Annotated in this window: 23 protein-coding genes; 6 read left to right on the forward strand and 17 right to left on the reverse strand. The window is 40.8% G+C overall.

The window, feature by feature from the left end; genetic code table 11:
• Positions 1–7: 7 nt before the first annotated feature.
• The 11 genes from BM308_RS00635 to BM308_RS00685 form a co-directional block, all read right to left on the reverse strand.
• Positions 8–1,387, reverse strand: coding sequence for a hypothetical protein (locus BM308_RS00635; RefSeq protein ID WP_074942373.1), 1,380 nt, complete (start codon positions 1,385–1,387; stop codon positions 8–10).
• Positions 1,388–1,453: 66 nt separating this feature from the next.
• On the reverse strand, positions 1,454–1,837 hold the full coding sequence (gene traA / locus BM308_RS00640; RefSeq protein ID WP_074942374.1) for a TraA family conjugative transfer protein: 384 nt from the start codon (positions 1,835–1,837) through the stop codon (positions 1,454–1,456).
• Positions 1,838–1,861: 24 nt separating this feature from the next.
• A complete protein-coding gene (locus BM308_RS00645; protein WP_074942375.1) occupies positions 1,862–2,350 on the reverse strand; it encodes a TraV family lipoprotein in 489 nt (162 codons plus the stop codon).
• An 81-nt stretch (positions 2,351–2,431) separates the two neighbouring features.
• Entirely contained in the window at positions 2,432–3,853 is a 1,422-nt protein-coding gene (locus tag BM308_RS00650; protein ID WP_074942376.1) for a TraB/VirB10 family protein, read from the reverse strand.
• A 12-nt stretch (positions 3,854–3,865) separates the two neighbouring features.
• On the reverse strand, positions 3,866–4,999 hold the full coding sequence (locus BM308_RS00655) for a TraK domain-containing protein (protein ID WP_074942377.1): 1,134 nt from the start codon (positions 4,997–4,999) through the stop codon (positions 3,866–3,868).
• Positions 5,000–5,632, reverse strand: coding sequence for a TraE/TraK family type IV conjugative transfer system protein (locus tag BM308_RS00660; RefSeq protein WP_074942378.1), 633 nt, complete (start codon positions 5,630–5,632; stop codon positions 5,000–5,002). It lies immediately after the preceding gene.
• A gap of 15 nt (positions 5,633–5,647) precedes the next feature.
• A complete protein-coding gene (gene traL, locus BM308_RS00665; RefSeq protein WP_074942379.1) occupies positions 5,648–5,938 on the reverse strand; it encodes a type IV conjugative transfer system protein TraL in 291 nt (96 codons plus the stop codon).
• A gap of 133 nt (positions 5,939–6,071) precedes the next feature.
• The gene (locus tag BM308_RS00670; protein WP_074942380.1) at positions 6,072–6,707 is read right to left on the reverse strand and encodes an IncC plasmid conjugative DNA transfer DtrJ family protein; all 636 of its coding nucleotides are present in this window, start codon (positions 6,705–6,707) and stop codon (positions 6,072–6,074) included.
• 3 nt (positions 6,708–6,710) lie between these two features.
• Positions 6,711–7,301, reverse strand: a complete 591-nt coding sequence (locus BM308_RS00675) for a hypothetical protein (RefSeq protein WP_074942381.1) — start codon at positions 7,299–7,301, stop codon at positions 6,711–6,713.
• Positions 7,302–7,311: 10 nt separating this feature from the next.
• The gene (gene traD, locus BM308_RS00680; RefSeq protein WP_074942382.1) at positions 7,312–9,468 is read right to left on the reverse strand and encodes a conjugative transfer system coupling protein TraD; all 2,157 of its coding nucleotides are present in this window, start codon (positions 9,466–9,468) and stop codon (positions 7,312–7,314) included.
• Positions 9,469–9,531: 63 nt separating this feature from the next.
• Positions 9,532–12,276, reverse strand: coding sequence for a TraI domain-containing protein (locus BM308_RS00685; protein ID WP_074942383.1), 2,745 nt, complete (start codon positions 12,274–12,276; stop codon positions 9,532–9,534).
• 172 nt (positions 12,277–12,448) lie between these two features.
• Between BM308_RS00685 and BM308_RS00690 the strand changes: the two genes are divergently transcribed.
• Complete coding sequence (locus BM308_RS00690) at positions 12,449–12,946, forward strand: hypothetical protein (protein ID WP_074942384.1); 498 nt, start codon at positions 12,449–12,451, stop codon at positions 12,944–12,946.
• A 41-nt stretch (positions 12,947–12,987) separates the two neighbouring features.
• Here BM308_RS00690 and BM308_RS00695 read toward each other — a convergent pair whose 3' ends face one another.
• The 4 genes from BM308_RS00695 to BM308_RS00715 form a co-directional block, all read right to left on the reverse strand.
• Positions 12,988–13,470 (reverse strand): SMI1/KNR4 family protein, encoded by a 483-nt coding sequence (locus BM308_RS00695; protein ID WP_074942385.1) that lies wholly within the window; start codon positions 13,468–13,470, stop codon positions 12,988–12,990.
• A 73-nt stretch (positions 13,471–13,543) separates the two neighbouring features.
• Positions 13,544–13,906 carry a hypothetical protein gene (locus tag BM308_RS00700; protein WP_074942386.1) on the reverse strand — a complete coding sequence of 121 codons (363 nt, stop codon included), beginning with the start codon at positions 13,904–13,906 and terminating at the stop codon, positions 13,544–13,546.
• Between the two features lie 595 nt (positions 13,907–14,501).
• Complete coding sequence (locus BM308_RS00710; protein WP_074942388.1) at positions 14,502–14,834, reverse strand: cyclic-phosphate processing receiver domain-containing protein; 333 nt, start codon at positions 14,832–14,834, stop codon at positions 14,502–14,504.
• 56 nt (positions 14,835–14,890) lie between these two features.
• Positions 14,891–15,739 (reverse strand): GIY-YIG nuclease family protein, encoded by an 849-nt coding sequence (locus BM308_RS00715; RefSeq protein ID WP_074942389.1) that lies wholly within the window; start codon positions 15,737–15,739, stop codon positions 14,891–14,893.
• Positions 15,740–15,854: 115 nt separating this feature from the next.
• On the opposite strand from BM308_RS00715, the gene BM308_RS00720 reads away from it, so the two are divergent.
• The 4 genes from BM308_RS00720 to BM308_RS00735 all read left to right on the forward strand — a co-directional run bounded on the left by BM308_RS00720 (position 15,855) and on the right by BM308_RS00735 (position 20,095).
• Positions 15,855–16,499: a hypothetical protein gene (locus BM308_RS00720; RefSeq protein WP_074942390.1), complete on the forward strand. Its 645-nt coding sequence runs from the start codon at positions 15,855–15,857 to the stop codon at positions 16,497–16,499.
• 101 nt (positions 16,500–16,600) lie between these two features.
• On the forward strand, positions 16,601–17,434 hold the full coding sequence (locus BM308_RS00725) for a hypothetical protein (protein WP_074942391.1): 834 nt from the start codon (positions 16,601–16,603) through the stop codon (positions 17,432–17,434).
• A 10-nt stretch (positions 17,435–17,444) separates the two neighbouring features.
• Positions 17,445–19,898, forward strand: coding sequence for a DNA topoisomerase 3 (locus BM308_RS00730; protein WP_074942392.1), 2,454 nt, complete (start codon positions 17,445–17,447; stop codon positions 19,896–19,898).
• A gap of 2 nt (positions 19,899–19,900) precedes the next feature.
• Positions 19,901–20,095 carry a hypothetical protein gene (locus tag BM308_RS00735; RefSeq protein ID WP_074942393.1) on the forward strand — a complete coding sequence of 65 codons (195 nt, stop codon included), beginning with the start codon at positions 19,901–19,903 and terminating at the stop codon, positions 20,093–20,095.
• An 84-nt stretch (positions 20,096–20,179) separates the two neighbouring features.
• On the opposite strand, the gene BM308_RS00740 is transcribed toward BM308_RS00735, so the two are convergent.
• Both BM308_RS00740 and BM308_RS00745 read right to left on the reverse strand, forming a co-directional pair.
• Entirely contained in the window at positions 20,180–20,611 is a 432-nt protein-coding gene (locus tag BM308_RS00740; protein WP_074942394.1) for a hypothetical protein, read from the reverse strand.
• A gap of 303 nt (positions 20,612–20,914) precedes the next feature.
• Entirely contained in the window at positions 20,915–21,262 is a 348-nt protein-coding gene (locus BM308_RS00745; protein WP_074942395.1) for a hypothetical protein, read from the reverse strand.
• Positions 21,263–22,661: 1,399 nt separating this feature from the next.
• Here BM308_RS00745 and BM308_RS00750 point away from each other — a divergent pair.
• Positions 22,662–23,441 carry a ParA family protein gene (locus tag BM308_RS00750; protein WP_074942396.1) on the forward strand — a complete coding sequence of 260 codons (780 nt, stop codon included), beginning with the start codon at positions 22,662–22,664 and terminating at the stop codon, positions 23,439–23,441.
• Positions 23,442–23,443 lie beyond the last annotated feature (2 nt).

Here is a 23,443-nt window from a genome sequence, read left to right on the forward strand (position 1 = left end):
TAATCCTTTAATTGTCCAATCGTTGTGTTAGCTCATCAATGCGTGACTGTAGTTCTTTCTGCAGTCTTTCAATGGACTTATTGTAGTCATCGACCTTACGGTTATGTTTCTCATCAAGGGCTTGTATTCTCCCCTCATACTCCTGTATACGTCGGCTTTTCTCGGCATAGTCCATACGGGTATTGTCAGAGAGTGCATTACGGGCATCTCTAACTCTTTGAGCTGCAGAGCTGTAGGTAAGATTTTCTGATGCAAGCTTATCCTTGTATTTCTGTATCTTTGGAGCGTACTGAGCCTTTAAATCAGCAATTGCCCTCTCGCTCTCACGCTGTTTATCCTCAAATGAAGTTGGAGTCTTTGAGAGTACATCGTAATCTGTGTTCTGATTGAGATTGTCTATCTCGTTATCAAGTGCCTTGTCTACGATCTGATCTTCAAGTTCTACTTTAAGCTTCTTCTGCTCACCGTCTGTTACATCTAAGCCCTTTGAAGGCTTATCATCCAAAAGGAATAATTTGAGGTTAGGGCCCGGCATACCACGGGACACACGTCCATCCGGAGCAACGATGAACGGCACCAGATCAACATCACTAAGACTCTTGTAAACAAAGGTCTTTTCAAAGGCTTTGCTTAAAGGACAATCCCCCTTTGGCAAGGTATCAAGGGCATCCTCCAAAAGCAGATTTCCGATTTTGCTGTTCCCCTCTTCACGGGCGCACATGAAACGTTTGGTTAAATCAAAACTCTCTGCAGTATCCGCCGGGATAACCACGAAATAAAAGGTATAGCGTTCCCCTTCCTCGCTTTGGACTAAGGCAATAGCCTCTTCCATAATCTTCTTGGTATAAGGGGAGGTTGGAGCAACCCAGATAACCACCTTATCCTTGCCATGGCCGATGGATACTGAGTTCATCTCGTCGGGATCAATTCCCATCTGCTCATAGTTAAGACGCATGGCATAGTTGCGTACCTCGTCCACGGTGCTGATTTTCCTCATACCGTTGAACACGTCATAAAGCTGACCGATAAAGATAAAACGCTGATTTTCAGACATGAGAACCATGTGCTTTGAGTCTTTCTGAAAAGCCATCATTGTGCCCACCTTGAGAGGTGCAATATCCTTGAGCATTTCATTCATCTTCTGCTGATTAAACTCAAATCCGGTGATTTTGCCTTCTTTATTTTTCTTGTACTTAAAGTCAAAGTACTTATTTACATCCAGAACCTCGACATTATTCTTCTTGTTATCCGCATCGGTTACGGTAATGATTTTGTTGTTCTCAGAGGTTGGTTTCAGATTCTCGGTAGTTCCGTCAAACACCGGAGCAGCATAAACGGCTGTGGCAAGAACCAAAGATAAGGCAATAGAAAGATAAGAGCATTTCATGGGCATTCCTTATAAAAAAAAGCCTGAAGCATAAAGTTCAGGCTTATCTATCCTTTTTGGAGAGAATTACTTCAAAAGACCGTTGGTAACTACAGCCTTCACAGGCTCTAATGCGGTGTCAGCGTGAACGGTGGCTGAAAGAATACCGTCGATTACGGTTGGTGCGTTGTAGAGAACAAGACACATAGCAATACCGATTACGGCATAAATCAGAGTACCACGGGAGATAGTGAAGGCAGTACCCACCACGATACAGGTTAAAGCAAGAATCTTACCTAATGTTCCCTGGGCCCAGCCGGTGATCTTGTCATAGACCTCACTGAACTCCTTACCCTCAGAACCGGCATTTACACTGTTTAGAACACAGAATAATGCCAAGGCAAAGGCGATTAGAAACAAAGTGGAGATAACCTTCCTGTTATCTGTCGCGAACTTACTTAAAGATGTCATTTTTGTTTTCCTTTTTGATTTAGGTTAATTGGAACTGTTTTTCAGAGGCTCAAACACTCTTGTCATACCTGCTGCATTGCCGTGCTGATTGACACCCAGAGTCCATTTTCTAGGCTCAATTTCAACGTAACTGTAACCAGGCACCATGAAATTACCGTCAGCATCTGTATATGGCGCATACCACACACGCATTACCACGGCAGGAGTTCTGACCGGCACCGGACGATTAGGCAGATTAGGTGTTACGAAATTGTCGATTACAAAATCACTCTTGTTACCTCCGTTAGTTGTGGTTGTCTTATCCTGCTTACGCTCCTTGTTGAGGTTATCTACAGGATTTTCTCCGTTGTTACTCATCTCATAGACCTTTGAGGTGCTGACGCACTTAGTACCGGCAGGCACGCCCTTACAGGTATATTCGGTCTCACCTACAGCAAACCATGAGGCACAGCCATTCATTAGTGCACAGACCGCAAGTGCGCCCATGGTCTTAAACAGCAGATTTCTGTTCATCTCTTTTGATCCTGATGTTGTTTTCTCTTTGGTTATTGTTTCAGAATGCCAATCTCTTACTGACCTTGAAGAGGGGCGATTTTATCCTTCAAGCGAAGCCTGTGGCTCTGTTGAGGTTATTTCCTCTGGTGTATCGCTATCCATTACCCCCGGAGTTACCGCATTACCGTCCTTGTCACGGACAGTGGTTAGTGTTGCGCCCTGGGTTACGACAATATCAATCGTTCTACCCGCATCCACTTCGATAATCGGGAACATCTGGTCAGCCATGCCCATGTAATAGTCGGAAAGCTTGTCGAAGGCTTTGGCTACACCTTTAGCACCAGCACCACGCAGAGCCTCCTTGTTGTAAACTTTCTCGTATGACACAGTACCGTTGGAGGAAGTGTTGATAGTTGGAGTCATATTCACATCAAAGGCGGAGGAGATACCGGAGGCAAAGCCTGCAATCATGGTCTTCATGATCAGAGAACCGGTCTTTGAAACAAGTCGTCCACGCAGTCCGGCTTTACCGTCTTCGCCTGCAGCATAGCTAGGGAGTTTCGCCTCAATAATGCCGCCATCCTCTTTAATACATGAAAGGTTGATACCACGCAGCAGAGCTCTTTCAGAGGAGAGTTCGCCATAGCCGGACATGAGCAGAAAACACTCTTTAACATCAGCAGAATAACCGTTAGGCAGAATGGCATCCTTCTGGATACGGACATTAACAGGAAACGGATCTTTCTTAGCGTTAGTTCCTGTTGGAGCATCCAGACCGGCTAAGAGCACTCCTCTAAGAATTGAGCCTGAAGGGATATAGATTTCTGGCTCTTTCTTATCACGCTTAGTCTCTTTACGGGTTAAATCCTCGGTGATGACGCTTGTGGTCAGAACCGGTGTTACGCCTTCTCCGTCAGCAAGGGTATCCAGCTCCGGAGTTGGTGCTTCTGCAAAAAGCTTATTGGGATCATTGAGATTTACCGGCTTATCAATAAAGTCTGTGTTATCCCCGGCATTTCCTGTATTCGCACTGTTATCCGCGTTCTTTGCTGCTTTATGACTCTGCTCAAGTTCCTTATGCAGATTGCTGTTCTCATTTGAAAGCTCAGTAATACGGTCAGAAAGAGCCTTCATCTGTGTCTCAAAGGTCTGTACGCTTTTACCGTAGGTCTTCTCTAAGGCATTGATCTTGTTTAAAGCGGTCTGATTCTTACTGTACTCATCACGGATGAGCTGATATTCCTTGCTCTGACGCTCAAGCTTACCCTTGACCTCACGGAAGTTGTCGTTGGAGATTTTGATTTGAGCAAGCAGTGACTCAATACCTAAATCGTCAGTCTTTTTATCAGTAAGAACATTCTTAATCTCGTTGTTTCTATCCTTCGGAGTAACATCAGAGGTTAAGGCATAGCAGAGGGTGACAATACCCGTACCGGCTACACCAAGATAGACAACCTTACGCAGCCCCGGAGGGAGGTTATCCAGAAAGCTTTTTCTTTTGCTGTTGAAGTTATCGCTCATTTCCCAATATCCTTACTTATCCAAGACTGAAGCTCTTACCTGTTTGATTTCCTGTCGTCCCTGGGCGTGCTTGATGACATAAATCTCCGCACTCTCCCCCGGCTCAAAGACGTTGGTTGGGTATAAGGCAACAGCAGCCACGTCATAATCACCGCAGCCACTCTCCTTAAACTCCAGAGTCTCTTTGGAAATGTTTGTAACCTTGCCGATAACGTAATGAAGCTTTGAGCCGGCTATAAGCTGTCCCTGTGAAAAATCAACCTTAAAACCGTCTACACGGCACTTTGGTAAGGCATAGTCCTTTGGCAGATTGGTAAGGTTGTAGCCTGCGGGAATTCCCTGCAGAGCAATAGTTCTTAAGTTCTTGTTACTTCCAGACAGGAAAGGCTGTGACTTCTCCCATGCCTCCGCATCCTCTGAAGCGTAGCGCATGGAAACGTTGGAGTCACGGAAAGACACATTGATCTCACGGGATGGGATCTTGCGAGGTACAAGAGTTAAAGAGATTGATAGATTCTCGTTGCCCTTTTCAGTAATGAACATGGATAACGGGTAGTTTTTTGCGGTTGAGACATAAACCACGTTATCCTTGACTGTAACCTCGCCCTGTTCGCCACCGGTTAGGGATGCAGAGCTTACCTGTGGGTGGGCAAAGGGTGTCACAATACGGTTGGTATGCCCCACGGCAATCTGCACAATCTGGTTAACACCGGGCTTAACCATAATGTCATTGTCAGTTGAGCCCACGGTCATAGGCATTTCTGCACCGTTGACGTTATATTTAGGAACGTTTTCTGTCAAAACCGAGGCGGGTACAGAAGGGATTTCCTGTCGCTCAACGCCCTGTCTGTCCTTTAAACGCTTATTCTCAAGCTTCAGCTTTTCAATCTCAGCCTTGAGCTTATCCTCATCCTGTTTGGTTTTAAGTTTCTCGAGCATGGGGTCGACCAGAGTTCTGGTGGTAACTTCGGTGCTGGAATTAGTTGACTGAGGAACAGAGTTGTTGTGATTCTGTCGAGCAGCCTCAAGACTTGGAATACTGAACAGCGGATTAGAGCCGTTAACTTCGGACTCCTGTGCGATTACAGGAATTATTGAGGCAAGAACAACAGTTCCTGCAAGTGTCTTCAGCTTAAAACCTTTCATTTATGCTCGCTCCTTCTTTTCCTTTTCACGCTGTTCCTTCTCTTTCTTCTTTAGCTGTTCAAGTCGCTGTTCGGTATGAGGCTCGTCAGCGTAGGTATCCATCTGCACCACCTGTGGCAGATAGCTTTCCATGTTGATGACAAACTCATAGGTGCGCTTTTCCTTGCGTGGCTTAACTGAAGGAGACTGAGAGATGTAATTGCCGTAGATAAAGACCTTATCGGTGGACTTCTCATACACCACTTCTTTGGGATCAAAAGAGGTTGTCACACGGTTGGTTTTCATCATGATCACCTGTGCTCTTAAAGCGGTCATGGTCTTCTCATGAATGCTTGAAGGAAAAAGTGGAGACAGGCGTTTCTGCACGAAATCGAGGTTGCCCGGGGAGACATTTCCTAAAATCTGAGCCAGAGAAAGACCCCATGCCTCTTTATAGCTTTGTGAGGATGAGTCCTCGCTTACCCATGCACTTTTCTGCAGACCAAAAGGCTGAATTACCACAGTCTGAGTTTTAGTTACGGCATGGTAGGACAGTAAAACCAGAGCCAGAGAACATCCGGCCAGAGCAATACGGGACAGACCAGCTTCGGTTTTTAAAGCCTGGTACGAGGCTTTCCAATTCTTAATATTCATCTAATCTTGTGTCCTTTAGCGTGGAATGAATTTACGGAAATAGGTGTTCTGCATGGTTTTACTTCTTGAAAGAGCCAGACCATGGGCATAGAGCCAATGGAGAACAAAACCGTTATGACGTGAGGATTTGGCGTACTTGTAGGCTTTGGCGATACCGATACCAATCAGAAAACAGATAGTAAGCTGTTCAAAGAGCAGACCGACACCGCTTAGAATGGCAATCGGCAGCAGCTCATCTATCGGCCAGATGATAATCCACTGCGGATCATCCTGATGAGTCGGGATCTGAATAGGTGTTTCACTCATAATTTATCCTGTTAACCAAAATATTTAGTGCATATTCTGACAACAGCGACTTTGTTATAAGAGCTGAATAAGGGGGGATTTTGGGTAGATTGGCATGCTTTGAACAAAGGCGGAAAGCTCCGCCTTTGAAAGCTTAAATTCTTTTGGCGATGTTGGCGATAATGCCCATAATCATAAATGCCCAGATGAGGTATAGCACCGGATAGAGATAAGGAGACACCGACATAGGCAGAAAAAAGTACAGAGGCAGAAGAGTAACCATGACTATGATTCCTCTGATTGCTGAACGGTGAGCTGTTGGAGATGAAAAGGCAAAATTACCCTGCTTGATGCGTCGAAGGTTTATGCCCGAGTATACGGAGGCGGTAAGTACAAGCAGCGCAGATGGCAGCCACATCCCCATTAAATGTACTCTGAAAAGCAGCTGAAACATCAGAAACATACAGACGGTAAGCTTATCTTCAGCCCATTTAAAGAGTCCCTTACCGGTATTCTTAAAGGCACCTGATTTCTCTTTCTCATCCTCTGTCGGGATTAGTGTATGCCACACACCGGCATATAGACCGGACTCCAGAAACAGTGAACTGAAACTCTGTGAAGTTCTTTTATCAAGCTCCCTTAAAGTATCTGTTCCCAGAGTAGTTTCAATCTTTACACCTTCCTTTGCCATGGTGGTTGCCACATGCTCAGGCGAAAGAAACAGCACTAAAAACAGCAGTTCAAACACAAATATTAAGGCGCAGTTACGGAACAAATGATTTTTCTGCATCAGCTAATCCTCGACAATGACAAAGTTAGGCTCTATGGGAAAGGGAGGCGTGAAAAGCTCAGGATTATGAGCAGCCTCCCTGTTCTCTTCCTTTAAATCAAGTCCTACAGGAGACAGATAATGCATGAGATTCAGGCTTAGACCATTTAGATCTTCAATCCTGTATGCAGATACTCTGGAACCACGGATATTCTTTAAGAATCTGACAGAAAGCAGATCACCGGTTTCAAGAGCGTTTTCAAGATTCCATTCCTTCATGTCACTGATTCTGACTTTGACAGCAAACTTTTTAATGGTTTCCCTGGTCAGACAGCTGATGAAGTTCTTAAGGTTTTCGCTGCTGTTAAGGCGAGGTCTGCTTAAAGTAAGTTCCTTTAAGACAGTGTTGATGATTGCATGACAGACGGGAATACCTTCATTGTTTTTTACATGGGTTGAGAGCAGCAGTACAAAGCGTTTGATGACCGCACCGGTTTTAAAGTTCTCATGGAGCAGTAAATCAAGTTTTTCGGTATAGGGACTATCAAGCTTTACTAGTGACTCTTTAAGTTCACTGATAATAGTCTGTTCAAGTTCGTTGAGGATGTAGTACATAATAATCTTCTTATAAATTCTGAGTCAGTTTCTGTTCTGTTTCTTCAATTTCAAAGTCGTCAATGCGACTGTCGGTGTTGTTCTCGGTTTTAGTTTCCTTATGGTGTTCTACTGAAGACTTTATGAATGGAATCTTTCCTTTAACGATATGTCCTCCTGCGAATATTCCTATGTACTCAAGATTTGGCAGCAGACCAAATAGCTGAGGTGAAATCAGTGGAGCCTCTGTCTCCTTTAACTGTTCAGACTGTGTTGAACCATGTTCAAGAGGGTTGGTTATCAGTGAGTTGATACCCTGAGTATGAACAAGCTGCTTAATGGCGGTCTTTGGCAGATCGTCCGATAGGAATTTCTGTGAGGTCGGATTTTTAGTTCGTAAAGCCAGCACATTATTGATGTTGCCCAGCACCATTTCGCATTTTTCTTTTGAGCCTAGAGCCGTGGTGAAGTCCGAGATTGTCTGGGTAGCAACCATGAGTCTGAAACCGGCACCACGACCTTTATTTAAAATCTGAATGAAAGAGTCATTAACGCACTCGGCAGCCTCGTCCACAAAGATATTTATAGGTTTCTTATCTTCGCGGTAATTATATATTGCACCCGCAGAGGCTGCGATGTCAGAGAGGGCTAAACTTCCGATAGCATTACCCACCATTTTGTCTGAAAGAGAGTCTAAGCCAATGTAGAGCACTCCTTTTCTGTCCAGAATGTCCATGGTATTGATAGATGGATTAGCCATATCCGGATCATCTCCCAAAGACATGGAAAGCATAGTGCCAAGAGTGCCTACGGTAAGCATATCCATGAGAGGGAGCATGTTGTTAATCATCTTTGAAAAATGCTCCTTCGGGTGGTTTCTGAGTTTTACCAGCGAGGCAATGTTGGTAGCATCCTTTGAGTCAGCGTAGTACTCATTGAAGACCTGACATTTGCAGCTCGTAATGATTTCATCAGTAACCTTCTTAAAGTTCACCAGCATCTGATTTACAAGGTCACGATAAGGTGCATGGCTCAGTTTGGATTTAAGCTCAATCTCAAGCTGGTCGGTACGTGTACAGAACGCATCCACAGCCTTTGAAGTAAGCTTTTCCATGGAGTCCAGAAGATGCATCTTGATTGAGTTTATGGTTGGATTATCTCCGCAGTAAAGCTGCGCCTGAATAATCGCGTTAATGGATAGCCAGCCAAAGGCAGTGAAGGGATCAAATCCGCCTTGTGAGGGAATAAGGTTGGTGATGCGGGTGGTTATATCAGTATCACGATTTGAGTTAGCCAATAGATTAAGTCGGACACTTTCCTCCGGAAAAGCCGGATGAAAGAAATGAAATCTGTCACCGGGATCGTCCATCCCCTTTGAGATACAGTAATCACGGTACGCAAGGCAGGCTTTATGAGCATTGTCTCTCATCTCAAGATCACCTTTAGGATCAATAATCACTACCGGATCACCACGCATGATGCATTGAGTAATCATAAGGTCGGCAAATCTGGTCTTGCCCGATCCGGTTGTACCTAAGATTAAAAGATGACCGTTTAACCAATGAGCCGGAATAGTTATTTCCTCATCCTTAGCAGCCAGCCCCTGAATCCAGCGCTGTCCCATTTCCTGATTGTCAGGCAGTCTGGTGACAAACTTACTTAATGCATGTAGGGAGGCAAGCTTTTTTCTGCTTTTCTCGGACCCCTTTTTCTGCTCTGTAAGTTTTTTGAATTCAAAGGCGTAATCCTTTTTAAAACGCTTAATACGTTCCTTAATACCGTAGAAACGATGATAGGAGCTGATCTTAGCCCAATCGAGTTTCTGCATCTCATAGGCTCGCTGGGTCTGCTCAGGCGTCCAGACAAAACCTTCACCCAGAAAAAAGGAGTCCTGACAAACGTATTTCTGTGACTTCTCGGCAAAGTCCTTTAAAGGGATAAATTTAAAGGGAGCTCCATACAGTCGATTCTGCATTCTCATCACGTCATAGCCTTTAACAAAAAAGACTGCAGACATGATGAAACTTACTGATGCCTGCAGCAGAGCCATTCTGTAGGACAGAGTAGCAAAGAATCCAATGTTCGAAAGAGTCAGTGAACCACATGCAGCCCACATGAATGAAATGCGTAGCTCATAGAGTGGGCGGTAGATAGACTCAAACTCAAAAGGTGTGTTGTTAAACTTCATATTCTGCTCTTTAGTGTTTTCCACATTGTGGAAATTGGTTAATACTTGTTGTACGGTTTAGGTTCAGCTTGAGAAGGTACACAGAGGGAGATCTAAAAGCTCGTTCTCCTCCTGGGTAGGCTTTATCTCGGTTGACTTCTGAGCACAGAGCTGTCGCTGATAACCAACCACTAGCTCATTCCCGTCTAAAATCATGTATGGCGGTGTTATCTGTGAGGTTATGGATAACAGCTTTTTAATTTTGCCAAGACCTTTAGAGCCGTATTCCTCACCACAGCGATAGATAACCTCTTTGGATATTCTGCGACCGAGCGGATCATGGGCATAGCCGTTCCACTCACAGCCGTACAGAGTTTCGTTCTTATCGAGATTAATAATGCGGTGCTTGATATACTCAATCAGTTCCTGAGTATTAAAGCCATTGGCGAGAGTTTCGTAAGGATGGTCTTTACACTTGATCTTGATAGGCTTAATCCCGGCCAGCTTGAAGATTCTGGAAACACGCTTAATCATCTGCACGTGCTCAAAATAGTAGTATTCACGGGTATTGTTCATCACGGAGTTAATTCTTCGAGGGAACAGATTGCAGCGGTCAAAGCCACGGATATACTGCACGGCATTAGCATCTTTGGTAATGTTGTCATTCCAGCAGAATGCAGCGTAGGCATACTTGTTGTCTACGGTGATATAGTCTATGTAGGAAAAGGCTTTACCGTTAAGACGATTACAGATCTGAATGGAAAGATTACGGGCGACTTTCTCATCTGCTATAGACTCGCACACGTCCTTGATTGCCATAACCACATCTGTCTTTAAGCCGTTGTAGTAAGGCTCACGTTCTGAATGGTAAATATCAGCATTATCTTCAGTGACAGTATCAGAAATTAGCAGAGCCTCCTTCTTCTGTTCTGAGGCAAGCTCTTTCTGTTTGAGCTTATGATCGTAAATAGCTCGGTCAAAATTACGGATTTCTCCTTCTTCTAATACCTGAGGACGCTCATACCTCTCCTCTAAAGCCAGCTTGTCAGAGAGTTCTTTCTCGTTCGCCATAAAGCCTTTGTCAGTAATTGCGGGCTCAACACTGTTAAACGGAGCAAATGGTGTTTCACAGATATATTTCTGTAAAGACTGTTCGTCTTCCTCTGAAAGCTCAGGCTGATTTACAGTCGGATCATCGTAGGAATCATCGGCTACCGGTATAAAAGGCACAATCTGTGGAGCGGTCTGAATCTCTCTCTCCCCTTCCCCAACCATAGTTTCTGAATCGCCAGCAACCGGCTCTGCATTAACGGAGTTGTCAGACAAGTTTGTTTGTGTTTTTGAATTCTCCTCATCTGCAGCCTTTTCATCCTTTGTAGGAACCAGAGAACTGCGTAAATCTTTGGTAGCCAGACTTTCTTTGGTGTATACCGGCTCGATACCGTCAGTAAACTCCACGGTAAGAGAAGTTAATTCTGTCTGCTGAGCTCGATAGAGATTACCGTTGAAGATAATAACGTCCTTGAATCGCTTGAAGGCAATGGCTTTAAATGTTTCCTGTCTGACTTTGACGGAATATAGCCCATCCTCTGACTTTGAAGGCAGCAGCAGATCACTTTCTTCGAGCAGCTTTTTAATGTTCTCAAGAGTCGGCTCATGATCTTGCAGTACGTCAGCCTTGTATAGGTCAGAGGCTTTGCTGATTACCCGAAGAAACATCCCCAAAGATATGTCATCAAAGCGCATGAGGACGATAAATGGATATTCACCTCCATTCACAAAGGCGTGAGTGAAGATATAGCATTGGTCTTCCTGATTAACAGCGATTTCACCGGTGTCAGTCAGAGAGTTAAAGGAATTTATTAGCATCTGTTTGATTTCCTGGTTGGAATTTAAGGGCTTTAGATAAAGCTTTGTAGCTCGTTTACTGTCACGTATACAGGAAGTCTTGTCCGCAACAGACCAGATGTTGTAAATGATGTTGTCACGTGGGCCGGTGTAATCTGCTGCCAGCACTCTCCAATCAATAGCAGTAATGAAGTTCTGTAACAATTGCTCTGAAGTGTCTGCTATGAGTTTTAACGTGCCACGGGTTATAAAACTGCGGATAAAGAAAGGAGCAATAATCTCGTGTTTATCGGTACGACCTTTCTTCCAGGATTTGATAATGTACACCGGTGGATTCTGATTTTGACCATCACAGTAAACCTTTTCCAATGGAAGATTGTGAACTCGTGAAAGCCAGTCCGGAATTGACTCGACACACTTGTAGATATGCTCTGTCTTCAGACCGCTTTCCTCGGTGTAGGTAACAATAACCGGATCATTGAGCTTGCCAATGTCATGCAGCAGACCGGATAGACCACATGCAATTCTTGAGGCAACCAGATTTCTATCTCTGTCCTTTGGCAGAATTCCCTTGTTGAAGAAAGCAAGACGTGAATCATTCAGCGCAAAGTACATAGTTTCAAGACTGTGAAGGAGTAATCCCCCCACAGAGATATGATGACCAAAGACATTTGAAGGTTTACCCGCTGCACTTTCTGAGGCGGGGAGTTTCTGCACGTAGTGTGATACCTGAACAATTGAAGGATAAAGATATTTGTCAAAGAGCTCGGTTCGTGAGCCCATGGCCAGCTTGATTTTCTCGATAAGAGGTTTTATCTCTGGAGAGTTCAGCAGAGCTTCGGGAGTATAGGCATACATTCCCTCAATGTCTTCGGGGGTGTTGAAGATTTTTACTTCAGCATTAACGGCTTTATTTACCACAGCAGTTTCTGCTGTTTTCTGTTCCTGTTTTCGAGGGGCAAAGGGATTAAATAGTTTCATGAAATGGCTACAGCATACTGTTCAAACATTAAATACGTTGGTACACAATAGCGAATCTGCAGAGCTATAACTGTATGATTAAGGGTGGATATTTGGAATGTAGTGTTTTGATCTTTCTTAAAATTCACATACAATAGAAGTGCAAACAAATTTATAGTCACGGTAAAAGCAAATGACAGAACCAGATAAGACAAAAAGAGGTCGTGGCAGACCACGCAGCTCCGCAGATGGAAATCTGAGAAGTTCCCGTCTGTCTATTTGGTGTACTCCGGATGAGCTAGACAATTACCACAGAATTGCCAATGCCTATGGTCTTACCGTAAGTGAGTTTGTTAACCACATCTTTGCTGTTACTGATGAGTTAGACCCTTTGGGGATTATTAACAGACCAAACTCCGTCAAACTAGAAAAGAAAGCCCCTCACCTAGACTTACTATCAAGTGACCTTTTGAAGATATTCCGCCATGCCGGAATTATCCCAAAGAGTTTTACTTCACTTGAAGAATTTGAGAAAACCCGTCTTTCAAAGAAAGATCAGATTACTGAAACCTCTGGTAAACGTAGAAAACTTGTCGCTTCATTAAATAAGAAACACGGCAAGAACGTGCCAGAGCCTACGAAGAAAGAGAAAGAAATAGATCCAGAAATCCCTGAGCTAAAGCTTGAGTAGTAATTAACACTTCTCGTTTTCTGTAATTTAGTATAGTTAGCTCACATCTTCATGTAATAGTTATAATCAGTTTTCATTCTCTCTATAAATTCTTTGATGGACGATGCCACTTTGTCATCGAAATAGAATATGCAACCAGCATCAGGCCCTTTCATCTTTATGGTCATAAAAACATCGCTGTCTACTTCAAAGAAAATCAGATTCTCTCCATCAAAAGGATAATACTCCTGTCTCTCATCGGTCGCGTAGAAATCAAAGCCTGTATAAAAGGCGGAGATTTCTGTAGGAGGGAAGAACAAGTTGTTATAAGTACGATCCTCGTTCTGTCTTAAGAATCCATAGCCTAATTCTTTATAAAAGGACTTAAGCTCCGGAGGAAAGCTGATGTTTAATTCTTTTTCGGCAGTGGCGATTTCTTCATCTATGTTATCGATCTTAAAAAAGACCATTCCGGTCTTCCAGATATCCTCTACGCTTTTAACTTCGTCTTCTTTGCGTATGTATTTGTAATAATCTTCAAACATTTTCTTTTTTTCTATAAGGGAGAACAGCTCTCCCCTACCGATAAGGCAAATATTAACAATATATGAAGAAAGATTAGACTCCTGCTTCTTTTCTCCACTTCGCAAACAGCGCAAGTCTTTCAGAGGTGTGGTCAGCCTGTCTGTCTCTGTGTTCAAGCTCTACAAGATTCTTGTATTCGTCACTGAAGTAACCTAACTTCTGCTCTTTACACTTGTAAAAGAATTCCTGACCATCAACGATTTCATGATGTTCTTCCATCATACTGATTCTGTGTGAAGGCTCTGCAGTGTACAGACCAAAGCCATGCAGATCAGGACGACAGTACCAATTGTTAACCTCAACCTTTACTGCTGAAACAGTAGATTTTTCTTCCCCACAACCGGTTAAAGCAATCAAACCGCCAAAAGCTAAAACAGATAACAACTTCATATTCATTCTTATAAATCCTTATATACTTCAAATGCTTGTGTGCCAACAAGCAGAGGATTCTAGTTGCTGATACTTAGTATTCAATTAGCTGTTTGTTTTAGAAGCATTAGGCTTTTGACATTGAACCTCCAATGAAGAGTTTTATCTATGACAAAAGCTAAATATGAAATACGTATTTTTTAATTTAATACTATTAATTAAATGGTATTTTATAAGTCAAAAATAATTGCTTATTTTTTTTAAAGTTATAGAAATACTTTAAAAATCAATATGATAAGTTTAATAGATATGATATAATAAGAATATGTCGAAGAAATTCGACTAGGTGGTTCTATCTACTCATTAGAGCCATCGGCCGAGATGGCTCTAAAGTAGTTTAGAACTGTTGTTCTAACAATGTTAAGGAAAACAAAAATGAAATCCTTAATTGTTATTGTGATTGTTCTATTCTTACTTTTATGGTCAACAGCCGTTTGGTAAGGTAGAACTACTGCAAGGTGGAGGAACGCCAATTCCTCTGCCTTGTTTTTATTATATGTCTGTTTTCCTTTAATCTCAACGCTCAACACAACATTTATTGATTGCTAATCAATTAGACTTCTTAATCTTTATCTGGCCAATATCTATTAATAGTCCGCATCATGTTTGCTCTACCAACAGGGTTAGCGGTATGAAGAACAATCTTGTAGAAAGTGTTTCTTTCACAAAGCCAATCTATGAGCTTAATTGCGTCTCCACCGTCTTTTGCATAGTCTCCGAGATCATGATCTAGATCCAGCAGTTCAATAGTCACTCTTTTCTGTTCGTAAAACTCGATCTGATTGATAGCCTCATTAACACTGTGACAGTGAACATATCCATCTGGTGCAGCTCTCTCATCGTCCAGCCATATTCTCACACTGTTTGGAGCTATTTGTTTTTGATTAGTTTCCATATTCTTTAATGCGATGTTTTCATTAAAAGCATTTTCATTACAGTTACTTTACGCTATCAATTCTCATTAAACCCAAACTCTGGATTTCGGCTTAAAAGCACATTCTTCCAATATGTTTCTCTGTCGTTAATATCGTTTTCCAGGTTGGATTCAACTATCTCCAACAGAGTGAAAGTGAAGTTATTATCGAAATAGTCTTGCCCCTTTTCAGATAGATACTTCTTCAAGCCAACATTTCCGCCATGGTAAGTGTTTACGTAATCACTCCAACGTTGCCATATTCCACCTTCGCCGGCAGCCTGACCTACATATCTTCTGTTTGTAAGCTTGTCTGTAAGAAGATATATTCCCTTAATCTGCAGTGCGTTCTTCCATTCTGGAAGGGATTTAGTCACAATACGTTTCATCTTTGCAAAATCCACATGCAGATTCTTATATCCGGCAAAAGACTTCTCAGAATAAGGCTCTGCAAGTATTTCTTTTAGCTCAAGTCTAGGGAAATATTTCTCCATCATGACACGAACAGCACGGTCTTTGTGCTCATAGGAAATCTTGAGTCTTCCGATAAGCTCTTTGTATTTTGGAGAGAGTTCAATCTCATACAGACAGCAAGGCTCTGCTTGCTTATTCTTAACTTTCTCTGCAAGTTCCCAATTGAAGGATTTTACTTCCCATATACCGCCAAACAGCCATGTATTGTTTTCAGGATAGAAGTTAATGAGGGAGAATATATACTTGCGACTAAAGATATTGTTACCGGTTGACCAGGCATTCCAGCCTTTCCACTCGTTATCAAAGTCAGCAAGATAAACGTCTAAAGGCTCTTTTTTCTGATCATACTTTGCAAAGTGGATCTTATAGTCTTTCAAATCGCCTATATCGGTAAGTAGTTCACTAATCAGCATAGAAAACCTTTCTAAAAATTTCACTCTCAGAATAACTGAGACATGAAATGGTTAGTATTAAAACAAAAGAAACCGTAATTCTTACTTAACGATAATTGAATTTGAGAGAAAAAACATGAAACCAAATAGCACTTTTGATTTAGAGAAACATTTAGAACAGATATGCAGAGTCAATTATGAAAATAAGGAGAATAAAGATGAGCCAGATGACAATACCGCTCCTTATAATGTCAATTTGAAACCATATTGCAGTTTTGAGACTTATCTCAACGATATAACCGGTGACGTTAAGTTTTATTCTTTTTTGGATACAGAATCCTTCGATCCTCAAATGGCAAAGAAAAAACTTCTTAACATCGAGAAAGAGTACATGGAGCTTTTTCTAACGATGAGAGGATTGCAGTTCCCGGAAACATATACCCAATTTATTATTATTTTGTTGGATATAACAAACGAAAAACAGCGTGACTATTACGAGCATTTAACAAATAAAGAATGTAGTGTTCTATGCAGAAAATACCCTAAACTTGCGCTCTTTTACGCTGATTACTTCACAGAAAGATTAGATCTGAAATACATGGTTGACGAAAAGAATAAACTCATTTTTCCATCTGTCATTAGTGCGTGCTTCACCCTCGATAAGATAAAACAACTAGACTACATAGAAGATTTCGCAGCAAAAGTGTTCATGGAAGTGATGACAGAAAGAATTCTTAAAGAGAATATTTATGATTATCTGAAGAAGAAGAAAAAGAAATAGGCAGCAGTTCGCCAAACCTCTCCCCTATTTCAGACCTTAAATAACCGTCTATTCGTCTTTAATGTACTTAGCATAATTCGTACTTTAAAGGACAATAGATAATGTTTAACCGTAAAATCACTCTTATAGCCACAGGACTATCCGTCGTCCTGCTGGCCACAGCATGTACAACAAAGCCAAACAGCACACTTCATAGCAGCCTAGATTATGAGAACGCTCTGGAGAGGAATCCAGGCTACAAAAAACAGCTAACCCAAAACAAGACAGACAGAATCAGTCGAGAGCTTACTTTATCCTACTATGCTGACGAAAGACGTTCTGCAGCCATTGAAGAAGGAGGGTTTAAACATACTCTATCTAAGCGTAACGAGCAGTTTAACCCAGAGCAGTATCCGTCTAATGTACGCTATGATTTAAAGCGTCGTAACACTTACAATGCCCCCGCAGCCCAAAAAAACGATGTTCACGACATATTCAAGACAGCATCTATCAAAGACTATTCCTACTATGAACTAGGTCGCTGGCAGCGTCTTTGTGACGGAACCAACGGCAGAAACATGGACAGACTTGATTGGCGTTTTGTTAAAAAAAATAAAAACAGATTCCCTATCGAACTTTTAGACAACTGTAAACTCCCATCTACAGATATATTAGCCAGACACGGAATCAGAACACCAAGTGAGAGAGCTTCGGTTAGGACCACAGCAAATGATGTTCTACCCAACACCGTTTATGGACGTATCGTTAAAGGCCATGAACTCGCCAATACACCGATTCCTGTCGTAAAGTCCGAGCCGGTTATTCCCTGTCTGGACTGTCCACAAGATCATCCTAAGAAGAAAGCAGCAAAGAGCAAGGCTAACAAAGCAGTTAATGTCGAGCAGAACGACCTTCGTGACGACATATTTGATTTTGGCGACTTAAAGCAAATCTAGAGGTACACAGATGAGAGTATATCTTGCTGAAAAGGCCTCTCAGGCCCGTGATCTTGCGAATGTACTAGACAGCAGCAACGTTGCCGATGACGGGTACATCAGAGTAAACGAGGATGAGGTGGTTACATGGTGTCATGGACACCTTTTGTCTCTAGCTGATCCGGATTACTATGATCCGGCTTTAAAGGTATGGGATGTAAAGACACTTCCTTTTGTACCAACTCAGTTTGAATGGCTACCGGTGAAGGATATACGTTCAAAAAAGCAGTTACGTACCGCAGCATCTCTTGTCACCAAAGCCGATGAGGTTGTAGTCTCCACCGACTATGATCGTGAAGGTCAGCTTATTGCCCAGAATGTACTTAATTACTGCAATTACAGTGGCAAAACCTACCGATTAAAGCTCAGCGCCCTTGATCCCACCTCAATCCGCAAGGCTCTTAACAACATTGAGCCTTTGAACGCCACCCATGGTCTGTATCAGTCAGCGATTGCCCGTTCCTGTTCTGATTGGATTGTGGGGCTTAATATGACCAGACTGTTCACCTGTCTTTCAAGCAACGGTGTACGCCACGAGGTGGTTAATATCGGTAGAATCCTCACTCCTACGGTTAATCTTATCTGTCAGAGGGATGAAGCAATAAAGAACTTTGTCAGCCGTGATTTTTATGAGGTACAGGCTAATGTCATGGTGCAGAACGGCTCGTTTAGAGTTAAATGGATACCGGCAGCAGATCAGCTTGATCCCGAAGGTCATCTCTTTGATGAAAAGGCTGCAGCAAAAGTTATCAGTGATATAGACAATAAGAGTATTACCTTAACGGCTGTAGATAGAACAGTCCAGAATGAGAATCCACCTCTCCCCTTCTCACTGTCACGACTGCAGATTTATGCAGCCAGACATTTCGGTTTCTCGGCATCAAAAACTCTGGAGATAGCTCAGGCTCTGTATGAGAGAAAGCTCACCACCTACCCAAGAGCAGACTGTCAGTACCTACCAAAGGCACAGTTTGAGGATGCCAAAACAATCCTCAAGGAGCTGAGTAATGATCCTACAATCGCTCCCATGGTAAACGGATGTGATCTTACAAAGTGTCCAAGGGCTTTTAGTGACAAGAAGATGGAAGGACACGCCCATAATGCGATTATTCCGTCCACAGGAAAGCAGGACTTCTCTTCCCTATCGTCAGATGAATTTAAGATTTACAACATCATCAGACTTTTCTACATTGCTCAATTCTATGCTCCGGCGCAGTATGACGTGCTGACTATCAAGGCAAAATGCGAAGGTTATGACTTTATTGCCCGTGGTAAGACTCTGATTAAAGCCGGCTACAGAATGATTTTCCACAATGAGGAATTAGACAGTGAAGACTCCCCAACAAAGGAAAATAAAGACACTGAAATTGCCAATATTCCTAATGTCAAAGCCGGGGAACAGGGGTATGTGAATGATCCTCAGATGCAGATAAAACATACCAGAGCACCAAAACACTTTGATGAAGCATCACTTATTGAAGCCATGACCAACGTAGCCAAATACGTATCTGATGCAGAGCAGAAGAAAATACTCAATCAGACGCTGGGTCTCGGTACAGAATCGTCACGTGCCACCATTATCGAGAATCTGAAGAAATACGGCTGGATCGAAGTTGTGAAAAATCACTATGAAGCAACAGCAAAGGCATTCTCAACCATGAGCATACTCCCAGAGGAGATTAAGTCCCCTACCATGACCGCACTATGGGAGCTGGAGCTTGATAACATCGTGAATGCCGGTACAAGTGCTAATTCTGATGTATTCATCAACAGCATTGTAAGTTGGCTGAACAGCGTTTGCAGTAAATGTAAGTCTTCAGAAGTCATTTCCCGTATTCAGCAGATTGTAAGTGCAAATACCCCGGATGAACCAAAGTTCTTCTGTGAAAAATGCAAAGCACCATTAAGGCTGATTAAAGGTAAGAATGGCTTATTCTTCGGGTGTACAAATCCAGATTGCAAACAGACCTATCAAGAACTGAACCGTAAGCCGGTGCCGCTGTTTAATCCAGAGACCGCTCCAAAATGCCCTAAATGCGCTAATCCTATGCGTCAGTATAAAGGCAAGTTCGGCATATTCTGGAAGTGTCAGCACAACGATTGCGGTTTAATCCTCAATGATTCCAGGGGTAAACCATGTATGCCGGTTAAATGTCCTAACTGTAATGGACTTGTCATGCGGCATAAGGGAAAGTTCGGCTATTTCTGGAAATGCGAAGGCTGTGAGAGCTTCTTTAACGAGGTTGCCGGAAAGCCAATGCTACTCAAGCCAAAATGTCCGAAGTGCGGTGGCGAGATGCGCTATATCAGCAAACGTAAGGACGGTACAAAACTTCAGAAACCATTCTTTTCGTGCATGAACTATCCAAAGTGCGATGGAACTTTAGATATGCACGGCAACGAACCAGATAACAAGAGGAGCTGATGATGTTTAGACTGCTGTCAATTTTTACCTTTGTGATGGCCATGGGTGTGGTGTTTGCTCCGGAGGCGACATTAAACTATGTTGCTACCGTAGTAAATCAAGTGTTAGGCAATTCAGATGTTTCATCTGAGATAAATCAGTTCCGTCAGGATATTCTTAATGCGGTTGAGACAGGAAAGGATTTACTAAAACATTAACTGCTTTGTTTGGAACAGAAGATAAAGTCTAATTAAAGGCTTTATCGCTGTCCCCTCCCCTATTTGTTTGACCATTTCTCTCCCCTATCGCATGTTCAGACAAGAATCATTTAGCTGAGAAAGGATATAGGACTGTAAATCCTGATTTCTTGTTCTGGCTTGAAGTTTCATATTCTTCAGCAGTTTCTTAGGCAGAGTGATTGTTACTTCTTCATCCTCATCACAACGGTATAGAGTTTTCATATATGAAGACAGTTCATTACCCTTGTCGAGGTTTAAGAATGCCTGAATTACTTCTGCTGGAGTCTGCAGCAGATTGTATTGTGTGAAATCATCATCTACGAGATGAGCTTTCAGAATATGCTGTCCGATCCCAATTCGATAAAGTGTAAATTCTCCCCTACCGATAGAATTGACAGCATTATCAGGCTCTCTACAATCATCATTTTCTGCAGACAGAACTAAAGCAGCATCTTCCAATAAATCCTTAGCAAAGTTTTCTTCAATGTTTAACATGATTTTCCTCCATTAGATAAAAACTGCGAAAATTCTAATACAGAAAAAAATGGGCTTCTTTCTAAGGTATGCATTTTTTTCGAGAATTCTGAGATCTGAATTGATCTATAAGGAAAAAGTTTTTTTTGAGACTTGTTAAAAATGAATGAAAAGAGTATTCTTTTTTTTGTATTTAGAAAGACTAATTGTCTGGATAAATATCCTCTTAGTAAAAGACGACCTCATGTCGAAAGACATGGGGTTTTCTTAACTTTAAGCATTAAAAACGCTCCCCTACCCTATTCCACGTTAACAAATAAACAGTTAGTATTTTGATCTTGCTGTCTCTGCTGCAGCTTTCCTTGCTTTGTATCTTTCTCTAGCAGTCTTCTGGCCTATTTTATTTTCTTGATATTCAAATACCGGCAACTCTAGAAGCTTAAAAAGTTTATTCTGAAGTTCGTATTCCTCTTTTGAATTTGTGGAGAGAGCAAGTTTTTTAATGAGAATACCAATAACTTCAGAAGCGGTTTTCCCCATCATGTTACAGAACAGATTAAACACATCCCAATCGTGTTCACTAACTTTAATGCTCTTTGTAACCTTAGGAGGTTTATCACCTAAAGGACGACCACGTTTCTTTTTAGGAGTTTCGGTTGGAGTATCTGACATATTCAATCCTCTAAAGCACTATAATTAAAGTATATACTTTAATTCAATAACATCATAGAAAAAGATCGGTTTCTAATAAAAAAAAACTCCCCTACTCCATTAAGTTCAGCTTAATCTCAGATTAAAAACGTTAATTAGGCGATATATAACTGAAAAGACATTTTTTACATATCATACATATTAAATACATCTTTTATACATTTATGTATTCTATATATTATTTATGTTTTTAATATCTTTCTTCGTATTATTGATATTTCTTATATTTAGTGAGTTATGTATACATAGTTAGAGTTAAGAGTATATTGTATATATGGTGTATGTAATACCTTTTATTGCAAAAAGATATTTTATGTATTTTTTATATTAGAAGTGCCTTAATTTAGTTATTTACATTTTAAGTATTTTTAATACTTCTTACACATGTTATTTAGTTTCTTGTATATTGTATATTTATTGTATTTTTTATATCTTTTTCATTTAGTTAGATATTACATATATTAGTTAGGTATTTAATACATTATTTATAATTTTATCCATTTATTATATTTTATATATACAGAATACACTAAATATATTTTTATGTATTTTGAATATTTTTAATACTTCTAATACTCTTTATATAGTTTTCTGTATTTCTTATATAGTTTATATTTTTTATATCTTTTATTAAGTTCTTTATATTTATAATATTTTATATATTTGTTGTATTTCTTTTATACCCCCTTGTATTTTTGATATTTATTATATTTGTAATATATATTTCTATATTATCTCAATTCTATGTATTTTAGGTATTTTTAACATCATAATTATAGTTTTATACATTTAGGCTATTTTATATTTTTTATATATCTTTTTAGCATTATACCTATTTCAAATATTTTTGATGTACTATATATTTGTATTACTATTTTATACATTTCTTGTATTTGTAATACCTTTTACATATTTATTGGTGTTTTATGTATTTAATATATTAGGTGTATATGTTATACTTAAATTAAGATTAGATACATAAAGTGTATTTGTTATATTTAAGGTACAAAGAAACCATTTTTTTGTATTTAGGGTATTTTATATATTACATATACATTTTTAAGCTAACTTGATGTTTTTAATATACAAAATAGCTTTTGCATACTTAATTACATTAGATACATATGTTATATTTGCTATGTTAAGAATATGTTTTAGCATTTAAATGTATTAGAAATACAGAAAATATCAAAAATACATATTTAGGGAGTAGGGCATTTCTTATATAAAAAATATAATTTATACATAAATTAGCCTTTTCTGTATAAGTTGTATTTTTTATGTACGAAATACGAATTAAAGTAAATACTTTAATTGCTCAGCTTTCGAGCTCTAATAATAAGAATTAAGGAACATAAGAATGGCAATCAAAATAGGCATTGCAAATCGTAAAGGCGGTATTGGTAAATCAACAACAACTCTGGCATTAGCAGCAGACCTGAAGAGTAGGGGATTTAGAGTTTTAACAATCGATACCGATCCTCAGAGAAACACCACTAACGTATTCCAGGCAGAGACAGATGGTGTTGCAACCCTATACGACTTAATCTTTTCTGCAGACGTTACCGCAGAACAGTGCATTCAGCATACTGAATACGGTGACATTATCGCATCAGATCAGAACCTTCAGTTAGCAGATACAGAAATCAAACCAAGCCCAAAGATGTATAAGTACATACAGAAGGGCATTGCTCAGATTGAAGATAATTACGACTTCATACTTTGTGATACCCAGCCTCACGCCGGTATTCTTTTAGGCAACGTGCTGATGGCATGTGAGTATGTAATCACACCTGTAACCTGTGACGCATTCGGTATTCAGGGCATTATGGATTTCTATGAAACCATTAAGGAATACCAGGAAGAGAATTCAAATCTTAAGATTTTAGGACTGCTTATCATCAAGTATAAAGGCAAGCAGAACCTTACTAAGGAAGTTGAAGATCAGCTACTTCCATCATACGCCAAGGAAATGAATACCAAGGTATTCTCAACAAGAATTAGAGAGTCAGTTAAGTGCCAGGAAGCACAGACACTCAGAATGTCTATCTTCGATTATGCACCTAGCTGCACAACCGCAATTGATTACAAAGAGTTAACTGAAGAAATTCTTAACGATTTAAACATTGAGGGTAAGTAATT

Source organism: Succinivibrio dextrinosolvens (assembly GCF_900116345.1).
Taxonomy (GTDB): domain Bacteria; phylum Pseudomonadota; class Gammaproteobacteria; order Enterobacterales; family Succinivibrionaceae; genus Succinivibrio; species Succinivibrio dextrinosolvens_B.

Coding starts and splice junctions, on each gene's coding strand:
- BM308_RS00635 (WP_074942373.1), bottom strand. CDS start 1,387: ATGAAATGCTCTTATCTTTCTATTGCCTTATCTTTGGTTCTTGCCACA.
- traA (WP_074942374.1), bottom strand. CDS start 1,837: ATGACATCTTTAAGTAAGTTCGCGACAGATAACAGGAAGGTTATCTCC.
- BM308_RS00645 (WP_074942375.1), bottom strand. CDS start 2,350: ATGAACAGAAATCTGCTGTTTAAGACCATGGGCGCACTTGCGGTCTGT.
- BM308_RS00650 (WP_074942376.1), bottom strand. CDS start 3,853: ATGAGCGATAACTTCAACAGCAAAAGAAAAAGCTTTCTGGATAACCTC.
- BM308_RS00655 (WP_074942377.1), bottom strand. CDS start 4,999: ATGAAAGGTTTTAAGCTGAAGACACTTGCAGGAACTGTTGTTCTTGCC.
- BM308_RS00660 (WP_074942378.1), bottom strand. CDS start 5,632: ATGAATATTAAGAATTGGAAAGCCTCGTACCAGGCTTTAAAAACCGAA.
- traL (WP_074942379.1), bottom strand. CDS start 5,938: ATGAGTGAAACACCTATTCAGATCCCGACTCATCAGGATGATCCGCAG.
- BM308_RS00670 (WP_074942380.1), bottom strand. CDS start 6,707: ATGCAGAAAAATCATTTGTTCCGTAACTGCGCCTTAATATTTGTGTTT.
- BM308_RS00675 (WP_074942381.1), bottom strand. CDS start 7,301: ATGTACTACATCCTCAACGAACTTGAACAGACTATTATCAGTGAACTT.
- traD (WP_074942382.1), bottom strand. CDS start 9,468: ATGAAGTTTAACAACACACCTTTTGAGTTTGAGTCTATCTACCGCCCA.
- BM308_RS00685 (WP_074942383.1), bottom strand. CDS start 12,276: ATGAAACTATTTAATCCCTTTGCCCCTCGAAAACAGGAACAGAAAACA.
- BM308_RS00690 (WP_074942384.1), top strand. CDS start 12,449: ATGACAGAACCAGATAAGACAAAAAGAGGTCGTGGCAGACCACGCAGC.
- BM308_RS00695 (WP_074942385.1), bottom strand. CDS start 13,470: ATGTTTGAAGATTATTACAAATACATACGCAAAGAAGACGAAGTTAAA.
- BM308_RS00700 (WP_074942386.1), bottom strand. CDS start 13,906: ATGAATATGAAGTTGTTATCTGTTTTAGCTTTTGGCGGTTTGATTGCT.
- BM308_RS00710 (WP_074942388.1), bottom strand. CDS start 14,834: ATGGAAACTAATCAAAAACAAATAGCTCCAAACAGTGTGAGAATATGG.
- BM308_RS00715 (WP_074942389.1), bottom strand. CDS start 15,739: ATGCTGATTAGTGAACTACTTACCGATATAGGCGATTTGAAAGACTAT.
- BM308_RS00720 (WP_074942390.1), top strand. CDS start 15,855: ATGAAACCAAATAGCACTTTTGATTTAGAGAAACATTTAGAACAGATA.
- BM308_RS00725 (WP_074942391.1), top strand. CDS start 16,601: ATGTTTAACCGTAAAATCACTCTTATAGCCACAGGACTATCCGTCGTC.
- BM308_RS00730 (WP_074942392.1), top strand. CDS start 17,445: ATGAGAGTATATCTTGCTGAAAAGGCCTCTCAGGCCCGTGATCTTGCG.
- BM308_RS00735 (WP_074942393.1), top strand. CDS start 19,901: ATGTTTAGACTGCTGTCAATTTTTACCTTTGTGATGGCCATGGGTGTG.
- BM308_RS00740 (WP_074942394.1), bottom strand. CDS start 20,611: ATGTTAAACATTGAAGAAAACTTTGCTAAGGATTTATTGGAAGATGCT.
- BM308_RS00745 (WP_074942395.1), bottom strand. CDS start 21,262: ATGTCAGATACTCCAACCGAAACTCCTAAAAAGAAACGTGGTCGTCCT.
- BM308_RS00750 (WP_074942396.1), top strand. CDS start 22,662: ATGGCAATCAAAATAGGCATTGCAAATCGTAAAGGCGGTATTGGTAAA.